Raw genomic sequence first — 15,359 nt, 5'->3', positions numbered from 1 at the left:
GAACGCGGGCTCCTGCCACGCCTGTTGCCGACCGAGTTCTGCGTACCGTACTCGCTGCCCCCTGCATCCAGGGGCGGAATACGAACAGAAACGTCTTCTGCGGCGGCATCGGTGTACGGTCTGCTGTTTCTCGCGGGACCTTCTGTGGCCGCTGCACCGCCGCCCGCTGAAGTGTGGTGCGGTGGGCCCTTCCATTGGTTGAAGCACCGCTCTACTCTCGGCTGTGGCGGGACGCCGGCCCCGGGGCCGCCCCGCGGCGGTTCCCGGACCCCGAACCGGCAGAGAAAAGACGCCTGGAGCCGCATCACCGACCACGCGGCTCCAGCGCCGGCCCTCCGGGAGCCACCTGAGGCGAGGCAACTCCCGCAGCCCCGCCGTCTGCCCGGAGGGCACCTCACGCGCACAGCACACGGACGACAGCAACGCGTCGCTGCACGCGCGCCCGGGTCGCCTTGCGCGGCCCGGCATGAAACAGGTTCTCATCGACGCGCCGGTATGTCCGCCCAACGGCCGCACCGTTCGCCCGGTTTGGACACCAGCCGCCACCCTGTCTGGGGGCCTTGGTCAAGGTGGGGTGAGCGGTCTGCCCTGTATAGGAGGCGCAGTGGGCTCCCCGGTGTCGGTACGGGCGCGCAGCTGCCGGTACAGCTCCGTGTACACCCTGGCGGGAAGGAGACCGCCTTGAGCCCGCTGGATGGTCAGGAGGGCTACGTGGCGCAGCTTGGTGTTCGTGCGCTGGGATACCTCCCGCAGCACGTCAAAGCCCTGCGCGGGGGAGAGCCGGGCGAGGCCGATGAGGACGCCGACGGCCCTGTCGACATCCGCATGCGAGACCACCGCCTCCTTCAGCTGCGTGATCTCCCGCTCCAGCGCCGCCGTGTGTGCGTTGCTTGATGTCGTCGCCAGGTCGGCGCTCTGCATCGCTTCGTCGGATCGCATCATTGCCTCCGGGGTCCAGGGGGGCGCCACGCCAGTCTGTCAGCCCCGGCCACTTTCCCGAGGTGCCCATGGCCTGCGGACTGCCGTCGAACTGGTACTGCGTCGTTTCAGGGCCCCGGCCCAGCGGAGCCGACTCGCCTTCCGTCCCCCGACCCCTGTCGGTCAGGATCGCCGATGAAGGCATCAGCGGCGCGCCTATCGGCAGATGACCGTGGTGGGGGGCAGCGTTGGATGTGTCACGGCCGACTTCTCTCTTCCCGCCGCGATGCCCGCGGGCCGGGTCTGTTTGACACGCCAGATCCGGCCCGCCACTCACCTCTCGCGCGGCCCGCTTGCCGGGCCGCGAGCGCAAAGGCCCGGCCGACGCGCCATGGGAACAGCGCCCGCGGCCACACCGAACCCCGAGCACGCGCGCGCCGCCGTCCCGCCTGGTCCTGCCTTTCCTTGTTCTTCTTCTGTCTGTACAGCCTGACGGTCGGTGCGTGTGTGAGGGGTGGTCGACGCCACTGGTACGCCCTGGCCCAGTCCCTGAGCTGCGGTTTCGTACTGGAGACGCGTGGGGTGGGGTAGTGCTGTTAACCCCGGGTGTGACCCTAGCTCTGGTCGTCGGCCGGCGTGTGGAACGCGGTCGCTGGGGTGCCGCACGCCGGGCCCAACCCAGGTGGGCGTACGGCACCCGGCGCCTGCCAAGGCATCGGTTCAACGCACCAGCAACGGCCAGGTCACTGGGCGCTGGCGTCGAGCGCGGATCCGGGCTGGAGTGCGACCTCGAGACAGTGGGGGCGGCCGCCGCGTTCGGCGTTCCACCACGACTCCCCCAGTGGCCCGCGTTCTTGCAGCCGGAACAGGGACGTGCCGAGCACGGGGAAGTGCAGAGACCGGTCACCAATCGAGCGCATGACGTCGCGGGCGCGGTTCGTGACGGTGGTCTCGCTGCGGGCGGTGAAGACGAACATCACGACCGGCTGCCCGTAGGGGGCGTTCCAGCGCTGGCGCCACCACAGGGTGTGCTGCTGGTCGGTGCGGGCGAAGTAGGCGTGGTAGCGGTCGATCTTCTCCGCGACGCGGGACGGGGTCATGGTGCCCCGGTCGACCTCCACGAACACGAGAGGCAACTGGTGCTCGGGGGCGGATAGAACGAGGTCGGCCTGGGCGCTGCCCCGGCCGGGTGAGGACTCGCTGCCGGTGATCGGCAGCGGCGGCACCTCGGTCCACATGTTTCCCAGCGCTCCCAGGCCGCGAGGGGGCCTCGATGACGGCCTGGTCCACGGCGGGCAGCATCGCCGCCTGGTCCTCGTCGAGCTGGGGGCGGAGCAGGGCCTGGACGGTGGCGTTGACGGTCATCGCGTGGGCGGCGCCGCGGGCGGTGGAGCCCATCTCGTGCAGCGGACGTTCCAGGACCTGGGCCGCGGCTTGGAGGCCGGCGGTGGTCAGCGCCCACAGTTTGCGGCCCTCGCGCGTGGCCCCTTCCGAGACGGTCAGTCCGTGGAGGGCCAGGTCGAGGGCGGCGTTGCGGTGCGGCTTGGTGCGCCGCCCCGGATCACGGCGGTGACGGCAGGTCAGGTGCGGGCGGGTCAGCGACTGGATCTGCTCACCGGTCGCAACCTTCAACACGCCCAACACGCGCAGCACGTCCTCGCGCAGCGCGGCCGTCGACCCGTACGGCCAGCGAGCGTTCTTTCCCGCCATCGCCCACTCCCCCGCCCCGCTTGCTGACGCATGATCAACCGTCCAGTCTGGCAGCTCTTACCGACAACCAGTGCCACCCGCAGCGGCCCCGTCGAACGCTCTCCTTGCCCGGGAGGAAGAAGAGGTTCGGGGCCGGGCGGGGCGCTGCTGCAGAGACGCGCCGGATGCCGGCTCGTCGCCATGCGCAGTGGTGATGAGGCTCGTTGCATCTTTCCACCCGGTGCTCACGGGCTCCTCAGACCTGCTCACCTTCTTTCTCACCCCGCGGCGCGCTGACCTGCGACGGGCGGTGCTCGGGAGGAGCCGCGCCTCGACTCGGCCTGGCGTAGGCAGAATGAGGCCATGGATGCTGGACTCACCGCGCTGCTCGGCGCCGCTGTTGGCTCACTCACCACCCTCGGCACCGCGATGGTCACCGGGCGCGCGGCGGCGCGCTCGCAGTTCGGCCAGTGGCGTCGGCAGCACCGCCGGGATGCCTACGCGAACTACCTGGGCGCGGTGTACGACCGTGATGTCGCCCTGGACGCAGTGCGCGACGCGCTGCGGGCGGACCGGCCTGACCTGCGGGACGTCGACGAGAAGATGGAGCGTTTCACCGCCCAGGTCCGCGGCGTCCACCGCGCCGCCGAGTTCGTCATCCTGGAGGGTCCGCCTTCCGTGGTGGAGGCGCTCTACGGTGTGGTCCACGCGGCTGACGACCTCGCCGAGGTCATGCGGCGGATGGTGCGCGATGCCCACGCGGATGACACCTCCCACAAGGACGCGGACACCGCACTCGCCGCCGAGCGGGAGCACCTGCTGTACCAGGCCGTGAAGAGGCTCCGCGCGGCGGCCGCCGACGTCCTCGGCGACAGCCGGATACGGATTTACTAGTCGCGTTCCTGGGCGCACCGGCGGTTCGCCAGGGGAGGTCCTACGAGGCCGTGACCGGCTGTGCCGCTCGATGCAAGGCTGCCCAAACGCGGCGATCGCGGGAAGGTTAGCGCCCTTGGCCTTCGAGGCGTCCCACGCAGAGTCGTCGGACCACTGAACGACGTCGAGCCAGGTGTTCTCGGCGATGCGCACCAGGCGGGCGCCGAGGAAGCCGCGCCGGTCCGCGCGGAAGGCCTCGACCATGGCGGGGCGTGCGTCCAGCATCGCCTGCGTGTTCTCGGGCGCCACGGTGAATGTGGTCGTCTCTATGACGGACATGACGGCCACCCGCCACGATCGGGCTGCCGGTGCGGCGGTTGTTGCGCGACGGCGCCCCGGCTGTGCTCAGGTGAACGGTCCAGCCCGTGGCTGCCGCCGGACCCGTTGTCTCGGCATGAGCCGTTGTCCGGCCGTCCGCTCAGCTGTCGCAGCCGACCCCTGGGGCCGGCCGGGGCGTGCCGTGCGGGCCCGGGATATCGGTCTGCTGAAGCCGATGGGCGCGGGCGGTCGACAGCATCTGCGCGGTATCGACCATCATGGCCTGCGCTCTGTTATAGGAGGCGGTGGCCCTGGCATGCATGGCCCTTGCCCGTGTGCTGGCCAACTGAGCGTAGTTGCGCATCCACTGGGCGTTCTGCCGCATCAGAGCTGCCTCCACAGCCTCACTGGTCTGCATACGTCACCTCCGGCTGACGTGGCAGGACTGCGTCCTCACAGACTTTTCCACTTTCGCATGCCCCGGATCCGGGAAAAGCTGTCCCTCCGCGACACGTGCTCCCCTCGGAGTCACAAGACCAGACAGCCGGTGGCAGAGACAGGCGCAAGCGCCGAAGACGGCGAGGTTCGTTTGACGGACCGGAATGTCGCTGCTGGTGCTGCGCGCGGCAGCACCGGCCGTCAGGCTGAACGGTGACATTCGAAAGCGCCGCACCAGGCGCCGTCCGATCCGAGCAGCGAAAGCGGACAAGCATGCATACAACGCAGGACTGGGTCGTGCTGCGCCAGCGGGCAGCCGACGCCCGGGCCGCCTCCCAAGAACTGCGCCGGCGCAGCGCCCAACTGCTTATTGAAACCCGCATCATCGTCGTCCGCGCCCGAACCACCACGGCCGCCCGTGACGCCCGACGACCAGCCCGCGACGCCTGATCGAGCCGTCCAGAGGTTCCGGGTACGGGAACGGACCCGGGTAGCGCAACCGGCTGACACAGCAGCCTGCGCGCGAGCCGGCCGCCGGACGGGCAGGATGCCGGGGCGCGGCCCCGGGTAGGTATCGCGGGTGGATCGCGTCCAGCCACGGCAGGGTCAAGGCGTTGGGGTCAATGGCCGGTTGCGCTCGGGGGGTTTCTGCCGCCTCCCGCGACGGCAGAAACCCCAGCTCATTCCTCGCAGCGCAGGCGCAGCGTGTCGATCTGGTCCCAGCCGCGTGCCTGCAAGCGCAGGTGCAGGCTCAGTTCCCGAGGCGCGAGCAGGCAGAGGGCCTGGGGTGGGCGCAGGGTGCGGGCGAGACCGACCAGGGTGGCCAGGGCGCCGTTGGAGAGGTAGGCGACCTGGGTGAGGTCGACGGTGATCTCCTGGGCCTGCTTCGCGCAGTCCGCCACCGCGGTCGCCAGGGGGACCTGGTGGGCGCCGACGACTTCGCCGTACAGGCGCACCCCTTCCTCGCGTGGGAGGGGTGTGATCAGGCAGCGGTCGTCGACGAAGAAGTTGGTGCGCACGGCCGGGTCCCCGCTTTCGCGGACGGGGCACCGCAGCACGGGCGGGTGACGGAAGGCCGGCAGACACGCGAGGAAGGGCGACTGCGGGTTCACGGCAGACGGGCGATGCGGTGCGTATGACGGCGGGCATCATGGTCCCGCAAGGCAGCCGCTGGCGTTGGGGACCCGTCCACGGGCCCGAGAGATCGCCGAAAAATGCCTGCGCCGCGCTGACGACGAGACAAGTCCACGGACTGCTACCGACGGTACTCCCCCACCCCACCCCCGCGACAGGCTGCGTGGACGCAGAACGCACCCCACATGCTCTGACCGCAGCACAGCAGTACCACGGCCCCGCCTGGAAGGACGTCGGTGCTGCCCAGCGCGGGACGCCGCTGCACGGCAAGGCGCGGACCGCCGAGGGACACACAGACCACCGAGGGGCGGGGTCCGGGCCCCTCGGTTGCACGAGGTCCGCGTACCGCGCGCTGGCCGCCGCGCAGGAGCCGACGCGACACACCGAGTCTCCACTCCCCGTCCGGCATATGCCAGAGCAGTAGCCGACAACGGCCAGAAGTCGCCCACCGCCGGGAGGGTTGCGGCCCGTGCAGATGGGCGGACGCCTCGGGGAGAGCGTTGGGGGCCGAGCTGAAGAAGATAGAACTTGCCTGGCAAAAAAGGCTACGCAAAGCCGGACAAGAGACCGTCATTCCCCTCGCTCAAGGCGGTGCAGCGGTCATCGTGATACGCGGCGAGGTTGATTACGACGTCAGGCGGCGCCGAATTGATGGGCACCGCGGCCGCGCCACCGCACCCACTGCGGGTCGTCCAGGGCGCTATCGGGATCCGCGACACCGGCGGCCTCGAGGAACACGACCAGGTCGTGATCGCTGTAGGCGGTACCGAGGACCCTGTCCCACCCATCGCTGTGCACCGTGACCCGCCGGCCCCCCGAAGAGGACGGCCGGTGCACAACGAACGGAACTCCACTCACCCCCCAGCTTCACCCCGGACAGCAAGGGGCGCGAGCGAGAACCGGCCGGGCCGACCGGCCTTTGCCTGCAGCACCACCGGGTGCTGTGCTCGTGAGGTGCCCTCCGGGCAGGCGGCGAGGCTGCGGGAGTTGCCTCGCCTCAGGTGGTGGCCCCGGGAGGGCCGGCGCTGGAGCCGCGTGGTCGGCGATGTGACTCCAGGTGTCTCTTCTCTGCCGGTTCGGGGTCCGGGAACCGGGGGATGTCACGGCGCGTCCCCGTTCAGGGTGTGGCTGGGCAGCGTGCCATACGCCTGCTGGTAGGCGGTGGTGAAGTGGCCGGCTTGGGTGAAGCCCCAGCGGCGGGCGGCCTCGGCGACCGTTAGGCCCTGGGCGGGGTCGGCCGCGGCCAGAGTCTCGCGGGCGCGCTCGAGGCGGATTCGGCGCAGGTAGCCCAGCGGCGTGGTGGCGTAATGGCGGTGGAAGGCGTACTGCAGGGCGCGGCCGTTGGTGCCGGCCGCGGTGGCGATGTCGGTCAGGGTCAGCGGCAGGTGGGCGTGCTGCTCGATGTGGTCCACCGCCCGGCGCAGCGCGGGTGGCTGGACCCGCCCGGGGCCGGGGGTGTGCTGGCGGTTCATGGTGGTGTTGGGGAAGGTGTGCAGGGCGGTGACGGCCAGCGTCCGGATCATCTCCTCGGCCAGCAGCGGATGGGCCATCGGCGTCTCCGGGCTCAGGAGCGTGGAGTTGGCCAGGGCGGTCAGCGCCAACCAGTGGCGTTCTGTCGCCGCGGACAGTGGTGTGATCCCCGCGAAGTGCAGGTCCGCAGGGTCGATGCCGGTCACTTCTCGCGCCGCTGCCTGCAGTCGTCTCACCGGCAGCCGCACGCAGGCCAGTTCGGTGCCGGTCAACACCCATCGGGTAAAGCACGCACTCTCCGGCAGGAACCAGGGTTTCCTCACGATCCTGGCGCAGGCTCAGCCAGGGCCCCTGACCCCTCACACGCAGGCTAGGAGGCTTGGTCCCCGCAGATCCAGCCCCGTCCCCTTTCCGGTTGAACATGTCACAGGCACCGAGTTGTCCTACGGGCTGCGGCCGAGTGTGGCCGCTGCTCCGACCGTGCGCAGTAGGCTGTCTGGAAGGCAGGATCTGCGGTAGGGAGGGCCGCTCATGTCTGATCTTCCAGCCCCCGGCCTCTCGCCGGAGCGGTTCACCTTCGCCACCCGCGACCCGGACGAGGCGCAGGATTTCATCGCCCGGATGTACCGGGCGGGACGGCCGCCCCGGACCAGGTCGGTGGCGCTGACCGCACCGGTGTCGATCTCCCAGATCAGCGCGGGCGGGCTGAGCTACGTCGACTTCACCATGCCGCCGGACGTGACACTGCACCTGACCGGCACCAACGACTTGTCGGTGACCACCCTGATCAGAGGCGGCACCCAGGCCGAGCTCGGCAAGAGCACCGAGCGCTACGCCCCCGGGGATGCCTTCCTCGGCAGCTACCCCGACGGCGACTACCAGGTCCGCTGCCAAAATTTCCGGGCCGGGATCCTCACCGTGCCCTACGCCGCGCTCCGGGCCGCCGTCGACCAGCCCCGCCGGCCCTGCCCGCCGCTGCGGTTCAGCACCTTGCGCCCGGCCAGCCCGGCCGCCGCCGGGCAGTGGAAGCGCGCCGCCGCCTTCGCCCGCGATCTGCTGGAGAACGACGAAGCCGCCCACAGTCCGCTGATCACCGGCGCCACCGCCCGGCTGCTGGCCGCGACCGCCCTGACCGTCTTTCCCAACAACGCACCCACCGGCCCCACCAGTGCGGACAGCCGCGCCGCGCACCCCGCGACCTTGCGGCGCGCCCTCGCCTTCATCGACGCCAACGCCCACACCGATATCGGCGCCGCCGACATCGCTGCGGCCGCCGGTGTCACTCCCCGCGCCATCCAGCTGGCCTTCCAGCGCCATCTGGGCGAGCCCCCGCTGCGCTACCTGCGCCGCATCCGCCTGGACCGCGCACGCGAGGAACTCCTGCACGCCGACCCCACCCGCCAGACCGTCACCGCCATCGCCTACCGCTGGGGCTTCTCCCACCCCGGCCGCTTCGCCACCGACTACCGCACCACCTACGGCGAACCCCCCAGCCACACCCTGCGCCGCGGATAGGCGCGACTTTCCCAAATACTCCGCTCCCGTCTCACCTCAGTGCGGACGCCGGCTCGTTGCCGCGCAGGCCCAGGCAACAACTCCTGGCGCCTTTCGCGACGTTCAGAGCCCCTGCTTCCCCGGAGGGCGGGCGCCGGCACGGGGCGGTGCCTGCAGCCCTATTGCGGGAGGGGTCGTGGGCGGGGCCGGCTTGCTGCTGCCTGCGCGCGCACTGCCGTCCGGGTGCGCCGGGCCGCGTGCAAGGCCCGCTCGGCATCCGCGTAGGACGTCTGGGCCTTGGCGTACATGGCCTCCGCCCGCACGGTCACTGCCGTGGCGTAGTGCCACATCTCGTACGCCCGCTGCCGCATCAGGTCCGCCGCCTCTGCTTCCATAAGCACCAGTTCTCATCGGGTATCCGGACTGGATGCTGCCGCCGGCAGGACAGGCAGAGCCTATGCGCGCCACTCGCGAGCGGGCTACGAGGCCGGGTTCCGGCCGCTCCATGGGCGTGGGCGCCGTCATGGAGGTTACTGCACAGGGTGCCAAATGCCGGGCTGAGGAGATCCCCCACGCCTCCGGCCGCAGCCGGGACCGCGCCCGCCAGACCGGCCCCAAGGGCCGCAACGGTGATGCCGAGGATGGTCATAGAGCGTCGTGAAGTCATAGGCGCTACAACGAGCCGGCACGAGCCCGGGACACTCCCGGCCGGGTGATACGGGCGGACCACGCCAGCCATCTACTGCGTATCGCCGACGCTACCGCCGTGACAGGGCGGGGGCTTGCCACGTCCGTCGCCATGTCCGCCGCCCACACCCAGCGGCCGCTCTCCCCCGCCCTTCAGGAGCCGGTGGACGAAGTCGCCGAAGTCCCGGCTCGGTGTCGCCGCTGTAGGCGACGGACGTCCTGACAGTGGCGTAGCGCGCCTGTCCGCCGCCGCGCCACACGCCGGAACGACCGAGGAGACAGCCCGGGCGCGGCCTCGCGCGCCGTGGTTCACCAAGTCGGCGTGCGGCCAGCACATCTGGGCATGGCCGGCTGCTGGAGTCTCAATCAGCGGGAAGTCATGAGGCCGGTGCGCAGCCGGGTGAGGACGCGGGTGATGAGGCGGGAGACATGCATCTGAGAGCAGCCCAGGTGGTCGGCGATCTGCTGCTGGGTCTGCTCCTCGACGAAGCGGAGGTGGATCAGGGTGCGGTCGCGTTCGTCGAGGCCAGCGATGAGGGGGGCCAGGGAGTGGAAGTTGTCAACGAGGTCGAAGCGTTCCTCGTCCATGCCGATGAAGTCGGCGAGCAACGTGTCGGATTCGTCGTCGTGGCCGGAGACGGCGGCGTCCAGGGAGACGCTGTTGTAGCCGTTGGAGGCCTTCTGGGCTTCGGCAACCTCGGCGGCATCGAGCTGCATGAGTTCGGCGAGTTCGGCGGTGGAGGGTGAGCGGCCCAGGCGGCTGCGGAGTTCCTCGGTCGCCCGGGACAGCTCCAGGCGGGCTTCCTGCAGGCGGCGCGGGACATGGACGGCCCAGGAGGTGTCGCGGAAGAAGCGCTTGATCTCGCCGGTGATGTACGGGATGGCGAAGGAGGTGAACTCTATGCCGCGGGTGAGCTCGAACCGGTCGATGGCCTTGATCAGTCCGATCATGCCGACCTGGACGATGTCCTCCATCTCCTGCTGCCCCCGGTGCTTGAACCGGGAGGCTGCGTACTGCACCAAGGAGAGGTTCATCTCGATCAGCACATTGCGCACATACGCGTGTTCGGCAGTTCCCTCTTCGAGCTCGGTGAGCCGGTCGAAGAAGTGCCGGCCGACCTCCCGCGCATCCCTCGGCGCGATCGACGCCGGGTCCGCGTAAGCGCGGTCGATCAGATGCGGGGCAGGGCCGGTCGTGCAAGTGGTGGTGGATGCTGGCACGGTGGTCATGCGTCCGCCTCTACTGGATTGCCTGATCGAGCCTGGCTGCAGCCTCTGCATCCTGCCCGGCTTCCCCAATTTGCGCTGATCAGTCACGCGGCCGCTCTCCCGCCGCCAGAACGTGGCGCCTGTGACTACAACGCCGTTCCGTGGGAGGGAAGTCACGGCCAGGGGCGAGACAGGGAGGATCCATGACCACGGGCGGCCTGCTGTCGGCGGGGAGTTCCAGGGGGATGCCGATTCGCAGTGTGGTATGCGCCGCGCGGTCCTGGTGAGCCGGCTGCAGCGCACGAGGCCGGCCCCGACCGCATCGCCATCGTCGGTTTGGTTGGCACCGTCGAATCTACGAGGAAGAGCCCCTTGGTCACCGAGGGTTGAGCGGGTCGGGGCCCGCCTCACGGCGGGCGAGGGCGAAGCGTCCCGGCGCGTCCTCGGTCAGCCAGCCCCGCTCCACCAGCCGCTTGAGCTTGGCCCGTGTGCCCTCGATCTTCCCGGCGGTCGGGGACAGTCCAATCCGCGGCACGATCTGCTTGGCCTGCAACGGGCCCGGCGCGTCCGCCAGCACTTCCATGATGTCCCGGTACACATCCGGCAACATTGTCGCCGCGAGGCCCTCCCGCCACGGCGGGACCATCACCACACCCGTCCCGTGCGGGTGGGGCTTCGGATCCGGCTCCACCGGCACATCCGCATCGCTGTCCGGCTCCGCGGCCGACAGCTCGGCCAGCACCTTCGTGGCCGTCTCTCGCGTGATCTCCCACCGCGACAGATCCTTCTGAGCCGCCTCCAGCCTCTGCGTCAACTCCACGACCTGGGCGCGTAGTTCCTCCACACGGCGCCGCGCCGCGGCCTCCCGCGCCTCGAGCTCCTCCGGCAAAGACACCATGGCGCCCCACCTCCACCCCAACACGGTAGAAGCAAGCCCCCCGCCCCGACACCACCGATCAGCGTCTTCCCAGGTCAGTCATCCCCCGAGAGGATCCACGCCCAAGGACTTTTACGTAGGACCGCTCGGGCCCGCCTCAGGCTCGGCTTCCTCGTCCTGCGCGGATTGTTCGTTCGGCTCTTCCGTCGGCACGAGCCGGTCTGTGTCCGAGAGCTCCAGTGCTCGGTGGATGCCGTCGATGGGCGGGGAGTCGTTGTCGGTGACGATGATCTGTAGACGGTCGACGCGCTCGGTGGCGGTTGCCAGCAGGGTCGTGTACATCTTGCGCAGCCGCTCCAGATCGGTGCCCTCGTGACCGACGTTGCTGCTGATGCCGTCGATGATCAGAAGGTTGGGCAGAGGCACGGCGTCGTCGTGGAGCGCAACGAGCTGGTGCGCGAGGACGTGAGCCACGTTAACGAGAACCTCGACGCCCTGGGATTGCAGGTCGGCGAAGGAGCGTCCATCGACGACGGGCATGTAGGTCTCGCGGTTGATGCGGGAGCCGGGCTGGTTGTCGAAGCGAGGCGCGTCGAAGCTGCGCAGGGCGTTCTCGAAGGCGTGGTCGAGTTGGTCCAGGCGGGCGTGGACATCAGGATTGCTGTGCCAGGAGGCAGCGATGCGGTTGTTGAGGTCTTCTTGTTCCCGTTCCAGCTCCGCGATCCGTTCGCTCTGCCCTCGAAGCCGGTCGTGCAGGGCGAGGGCGTCGTCGATGCGGGCCAGGTGTTCTTCCAGCCGGGCCTGTTCCGCGGCGATGGCGCGGATGCGGTCGGTGTGGTCCGTGACGTAGGTGGCCGTGGCGCGGTCGAGCTTGTCGCCGAGGTCGGTGCGGCGGCGCGTTTGAGCGGATCGGGCGGTCTCGAGTTCGTCCAGGCGGCCTTGGCTGCGCTTGATGAGTTCCTCGGTCTCGGTGACCTGCTCGATGACGCGGTCCTGCTCGGCGGCGAGCGTGGAGGGGGCCGGATCCTGCGGTGGGACCTGCAGGCAGAGCCGGCAGGTGTCTTCATCGCCCCGTTCGGGAACGCCGGCACCGCAGCGCGGGCAGGTGTGGAATTCGAAGTCGTTCAGCAGTCGCTCCGCGACCAGGGCGCGGGTGAGACGGCGGCTTTGAGCGATGAGCTGGTCGCGTAACTCTTGGAGCCGGGATACGGAAACGGCTTCGGCGGCGGCCGCGTCCGAGATGCGGGCGAGTTCCGCCTCCGCTTCCGCGATCTGCTCACGCAGCGAGACAGTGACGGGATGGGTGAGCTGGCGGGCCAGGACCTGGTCGGTCTGACGGGCCTGGGCCAGCTGTTGCTCGGTCTCCTGCCGCTGGACTTCGAGCTGCGCCCGGGAGGCGAACGCGGTGGTCCCCAGGATGCGTTCCAGGGTCGTCGCATCTGCCGTCAGGGCGTTGAGCTCGGTGGTGACGGCGCGAAGACGCTCGCGCAATCCTGCCGCTTCGGGGTCGTAGAGGCCGTAGAGGATCTCGAAGACGTACTTGCGCTTGATGTTCTTCTGCGCATTGTCCGGCGTGCCGAAGACGGAGGTGTCAATCTCCTTCTGCCGAAGGACGCAGTACATCAGGTAGTCGCTGATGGTGACCGGGATGAGCGGGCTGGTCTCGTCCGTGGGGGCCCGGGGGACGCGTATACGCGGCAGGCCGAGCATGGTCAGCCACCAGTCGCGGAAGGTCTGGTCGTAGCCAGCCTGCACCTGGCTGGCGGGCAGGCGCCACACCTCCCGCTCGCCGCCGATCTCGGCGATGTCGACCTTGGCGGTGGAGGTGCTGACCAGCTGGCGCACGATGCGGAAGCGTCGCGCGCCGATCAGCACGGTCCCGGAGATGGTCCGCCCTCGCAGCTCGGGCACGACGTTCACCTCGGCGCCCAGCAGGGCTCGCAGGCAGCTGACGGTGGCGGTCTTCCCGCCGCTCATGGAGCCCACGATGGCGTTCATGCCGGGCTCGAAGCGTACGGTGCGGCTGGTGCCGGCCAGGGTCAGCTCTTCGATGCGCAGTCTCATAGGTGAGTCCCCCAGTCCGCCTCGACGATGTCGGGGAACGTCTCGTAGATGAGGTCCTTCAACGTGGTGCCGCTCAGGTTGAAGTGGCGGCGCAGCAGCAGGGCCCGCTCCCGTACGGGGCGCCAGCTCTCGGTCTCGGCGAGGGCGCGCGCGACGCCGTGCCCGGCCGGGGTGGTGCGATAGGTGGCGACGGCGTCCTGATGCTTGGGCTCGATCAAGCCCTTGCCCGTGAGGGCGCCGAGCAGGGCGTAGTAGGCGGGGTCCCACGGCCCGTACCGGTACCGGATCATGCTCTGTTCAATGGCACCGGTCAGCCAGGGGTCCTCGCCGGTGTCGGCACCGGGCCGCCGGACGGCCATGAGCTTGCGAAAGTGCCCGGGGTAGCGCAGCAGGAAGTCCAGTTTGGCGAGCTTCATCCGCCCTTCGACACCCTTGGCTGCCTTGGTCTCGGAGAAGACGTCGATGAGCAGCAGCAGGCGCGCCTGGGCGTCGGCGGAGGGCGGCCGGCCGTCGGCGGGGCGATCCGCCGGGGTGGGGGTGGTGAGGTCAGGAGGCGTCACGTGCGTCCCCCCAGTCGAAACGGCATTCGTCGGACACGGCACACGCCCGGCCCATGAGTAGCACGCCGTCCTGTGCGTACAGCGGCGCGCGGTCGTAGGCGCCCGGGTTGTTCTGCAGTTCGACCTGCAGGGCATCGAAGATGGCGTTCGCCGGCCGGGAGTCTTCTTCGTGGGTACGTCCAACGCGGCGTGCGAGGAACAGCAGCCGCTGGTCGAGATCTGCCTCCACGGCCGGGTCCCCGGGCCAGGTACCGAGCGCCACTTCGCGGAACCGGTGGTAGTCGGCGTTGGCCCGCATCAACTGCGCGTCCTCGATGACCCCCTTGGACGCGGCTCCCTTCTGCAGTTTGCGCACCAGGCTGGTCTCGGAGCCGGTCAGCTGCTGAGAAAGGTCTTGCAGCAGCACATGGCCGGGCCGCGTGAGCCGCTGCCGCACGTCGGCGATGACCGCCGCGGACACGCGCTTGCTCAGCACGGCGGCCGGTGGGTCGTCGACGGCCAGCAGCTCGGTCCAGCGCGCCACTGGACGCCCCATCATGGCTTCCCGGGTGCGGCGCAGCAGCTCCGTGTAGAGGGCGTCGATGGTGGCCATCGGCAGCCCTGGCCCCAAGTCGGCGAGCACCCGGGTGCTGTGAGCTTCGACGCTCTCGCGGCGGACGAAGGGCCGTACCCGGACGAGGCCCAGGAACTCGCTCAGCTGATCGTCGTCGGGGACTTTCAGATGGGCGGCGACCCGCTTCCGGCACGGTTCATGGCCACCGCCCTGTCCGCGCGACAACGCGGTCACAAGCGCGTCGGCCGGATCGAGGTGCCCTTCGACGCCAGCGGTCAGCTGATAGACCTGCCCAGTCCCCCGTACCGTCGTATGGGTCCGCCACAGGCTCTTCAACGGCTTCTTCGAGATCACATCTGTCAGCGTCCAAGGCTCCACCGCGTCGCGGGTCTTGATCTGCTGGTAGTCCCAGAACAGCTCACCGTCGGCGCACCGGGGATGGCCCCGGCGTGCGACGACGATGTCCTCGATGTGCTCGCACGTGACGTGCGCGACCGCGTCGCCCGCCAACATCTCCAGAACCGCTTGCACAGCGATGTGGACCTGATACTCATACCTGCGCAAAGTGGGTGAACCCGTATCGTCCGGTGCTTCCACCTCAATCGGATCGGTCATTCGCCCCCCAGCTCGTTCCTCCCCGAGCACGCAGCGTAAAGCCCATGCGATCTTTAGTCGACGGGAAGGGAGAAACGAGCCGAGATCGCGTGCTGCACTGTGGGAAGTGCTTGGGGCGGCGGCCGCGGTGCCGGTGTACGACCACCTGGTCGACGAAGTTCACCACGTGAAGGGTGATGCGAGGGCTGGGCGTCTTGTCGCCTTCACACCACCATTCCGGACCTTACCCACCTTCCGCGGTGGGGGGGCGACGGCCAGACAGATTTCCGCTAGTCGGTCTCGACGTGCCGGGTAGGGCTGTCCTGGACGACTGTGGCCTCGACAAGGTGCAAATCGACTCGATACTCCTCCATTAGGTCCCGCCCGGACTCGACGGTGGCGCCGAAGCGGCAAGCAGCTGTGCCGTCAGCGCCCACACGGCAAGATCGTCGTGACCGTTGACACGCGAGGATACGGGCAC

At 69.6% G+C, this 15,359-nt stretch carries 15 protein-coding genes and 1 pseudogene; 3 read left to right on the top strand and 13 right to left on the bottom strand.

The genetic code is table 11. The features are described 5' to 3' along the window. Positions 1-564: 564 nt before the first annotated feature. Positions 565-939: an ANTAR domain-containing protein gene (locus tag C1N81_RS05675; protein ID WP_394427415.1), complete on the bottom strand. Its 375-nt coding sequence runs from the start codon at positions 937-939 to the stop codon at positions 565-567. Positions 940-1,661: 722 nt separating this feature from the next. Continuing rightward, positions 1,662-2,156: a replication-relaxation family protein gene (locus tag C1N81_RS05670; protein ID WP_394427413.1), complete on the bottom strand. Its 495-nt coding sequence runs from the start codon at positions 2,154-2,156 to the stop codon at positions 1,662-1,664. 814 nt (positions 2,157-2,970) lie between these two features. On the opposite strand from C1N81_RS05670, the gene C1N81_RS05665 reads away from it, so the two are divergent. Beyond that, complete coding sequence (locus C1N81_RS05665) at positions 2,971-3,501, top strand: proline dehydrogenase (RefSeq protein WP_394427411.1); 531 nt, start codon at positions 2,971-2,973, stop codon at positions 3,499-3,501. Between the two features lie 132 nt (positions 3,502-3,633). Here the strand turns inward: C1N81_RS05665 and C1N81_RS05660 are convergent. Then, a pseudogene (locus C1N81_RS05660) lies at positions 3,634-3,819 on the bottom strand (antibiotic biosynthesis monooxygenase); the annotation flags it as partial. 139 nt (positions 3,820-3,958) lie between these two features. Then, positions 3,959-4,216, bottom strand: a complete 258-nt coding sequence (locus C1N81_RS05655; protein WP_394427409.1) for a hypothetical protein — start codon at positions 4,214-4,216, stop codon at positions 3,959-3,961. Between the two features lie 293 nt (positions 4,217-4,509). Between C1N81_RS05655 and C1N81_RS05650 the strand changes: the two genes are divergently transcribed. After that, entirely contained in the window at positions 4,510-4,686 is a 177-nt protein-coding gene (locus C1N81_RS05650) for a hypothetical protein (RefSeq protein WP_394427407.1), read from the top strand. A gap of 230 nt (positions 4,687-4,916) precedes the next feature. Here the strand turns inward: C1N81_RS05650 and C1N81_RS05645 are convergent, their stop codons facing one another. The 3 genes from C1N81_RS05645 to C1N81_RS05635 all read right to left on the bottom strand — a co-directional run bounded on the left by C1N81_RS05645 (position 4,917) and on the right by C1N81_RS05635 (position 7,112). Beyond that, positions 4,917-5,255, bottom strand: a complete 339-nt coding sequence (locus tag C1N81_RS05645; protein ID WP_394427405.1) for a hypothetical protein — start codon at positions 5,253-5,255, stop codon at positions 4,917-4,919. Positions 5,256-6,003: 748 nt separating this feature from the next. After that, entirely contained in the window at positions 6,004-6,168 is a 165-nt protein-coding gene (locus C1N81_RS05640; RefSeq protein WP_394427403.1) for a hypothetical protein, read from the bottom strand. Positions 6,169-6,470: 302 nt separating this feature from the next. Further along, positions 6,471-7,112 (bottom strand): AraC family transcriptional regulator, encoded by a 642-nt coding sequence (locus tag C1N81_RS05635; RefSeq protein ID WP_394427401.1) that lies wholly within the window; start codon positions 7,110-7,112, stop codon positions 6,471-6,473. A 259-nt stretch (positions 7,113-7,371) separates the two neighbouring features. Between C1N81_RS05635 and C1N81_RS05630 the strand changes: the two genes are divergently transcribed. Then, a complete protein-coding gene (locus tag C1N81_RS05630; protein ID WP_394427399.1) occupies positions 7,372-8,355 on the top strand; it encodes a helix-turn-helix domain-containing protein in 984 nt (327 codons plus the stop codon). A gap of 158 nt (positions 8,356-8,513) precedes the next feature. Here C1N81_RS05630 and C1N81_RS05625 read toward each other — a convergent pair whose 3' ends face one another. The 6 genes from C1N81_RS05625 to C1N81_RS05600 form a co-directional block, all read right to left on the bottom strand. Next, a complete protein-coding gene (locus tag C1N81_RS05625) occupies positions 8,514-8,729 on the bottom strand; it encodes a hypothetical protein (RefSeq protein WP_394427397.1) in 216 nt (71 codons plus the stop codon). Between the two features lie 658 nt (positions 8,730-9,387). Further along, positions 9,388-10,251, bottom strand: coding sequence for a SigB/SigF/SigG family RNA polymerase sigma factor (locus tag C1N81_RS05620; protein ID WP_394427395.1), 864 nt, complete (start codon positions 10,249-10,251; stop codon positions 9,388-9,390). A 355-nt stretch (positions 10,252-10,606) separates the two neighbouring features. Beyond that, positions 10,607-11,128 (bottom strand): hypothetical protein, encoded by a 522-nt coding sequence (locus tag C1N81_RS05615; RefSeq protein WP_394427394.1) that lies wholly within the window; start codon positions 11,126-11,128, stop codon positions 10,607-10,609. A 111-nt stretch (positions 11,129-11,239) separates the two neighbouring features. After that, positions 11,240-13,171: a hypothetical protein gene (locus C1N81_RS05610; protein ID WP_394427391.1), complete on the bottom strand. Its 1,932-nt coding sequence runs from the start codon at positions 13,169-13,171 to the stop codon at positions 11,240-11,242. Continuing rightward, the gene (locus C1N81_RS05605; RefSeq protein WP_394427389.1) at positions 13,168-13,731 is read right to left on the bottom strand and encodes a hypothetical protein; all 564 of its coding nucleotides are present in this window, start codon (positions 13,729-13,731) and stop codon (positions 13,168-13,170) included. Before C1N81_RS05605 ends, C1N81_RS05610 begins: the two co-directional genes overlap by 4 nt. Further along, positions 13,718-14,899, bottom strand: a complete 1,182-nt coding sequence (locus C1N81_RS05600) for a dsDNA nuclease domain-containing protein (protein WP_394427387.1) — start codon at positions 14,897-14,899, stop codon at positions 13,718-13,720. Before C1N81_RS05600 ends, C1N81_RS05605 begins: the two co-directional genes overlap by 14 nt. Between the last annotated feature and the right edge of the window lie 460 nt (positions 14,900-15,359).

The organism is Streptomyces sp. SGAir0957 (assembly GCF_043523415.1).
Note: the sequence above shows the minus strand (reverse complement) of the source record. Positions and strands in the feature narration are given on the sequence as shown.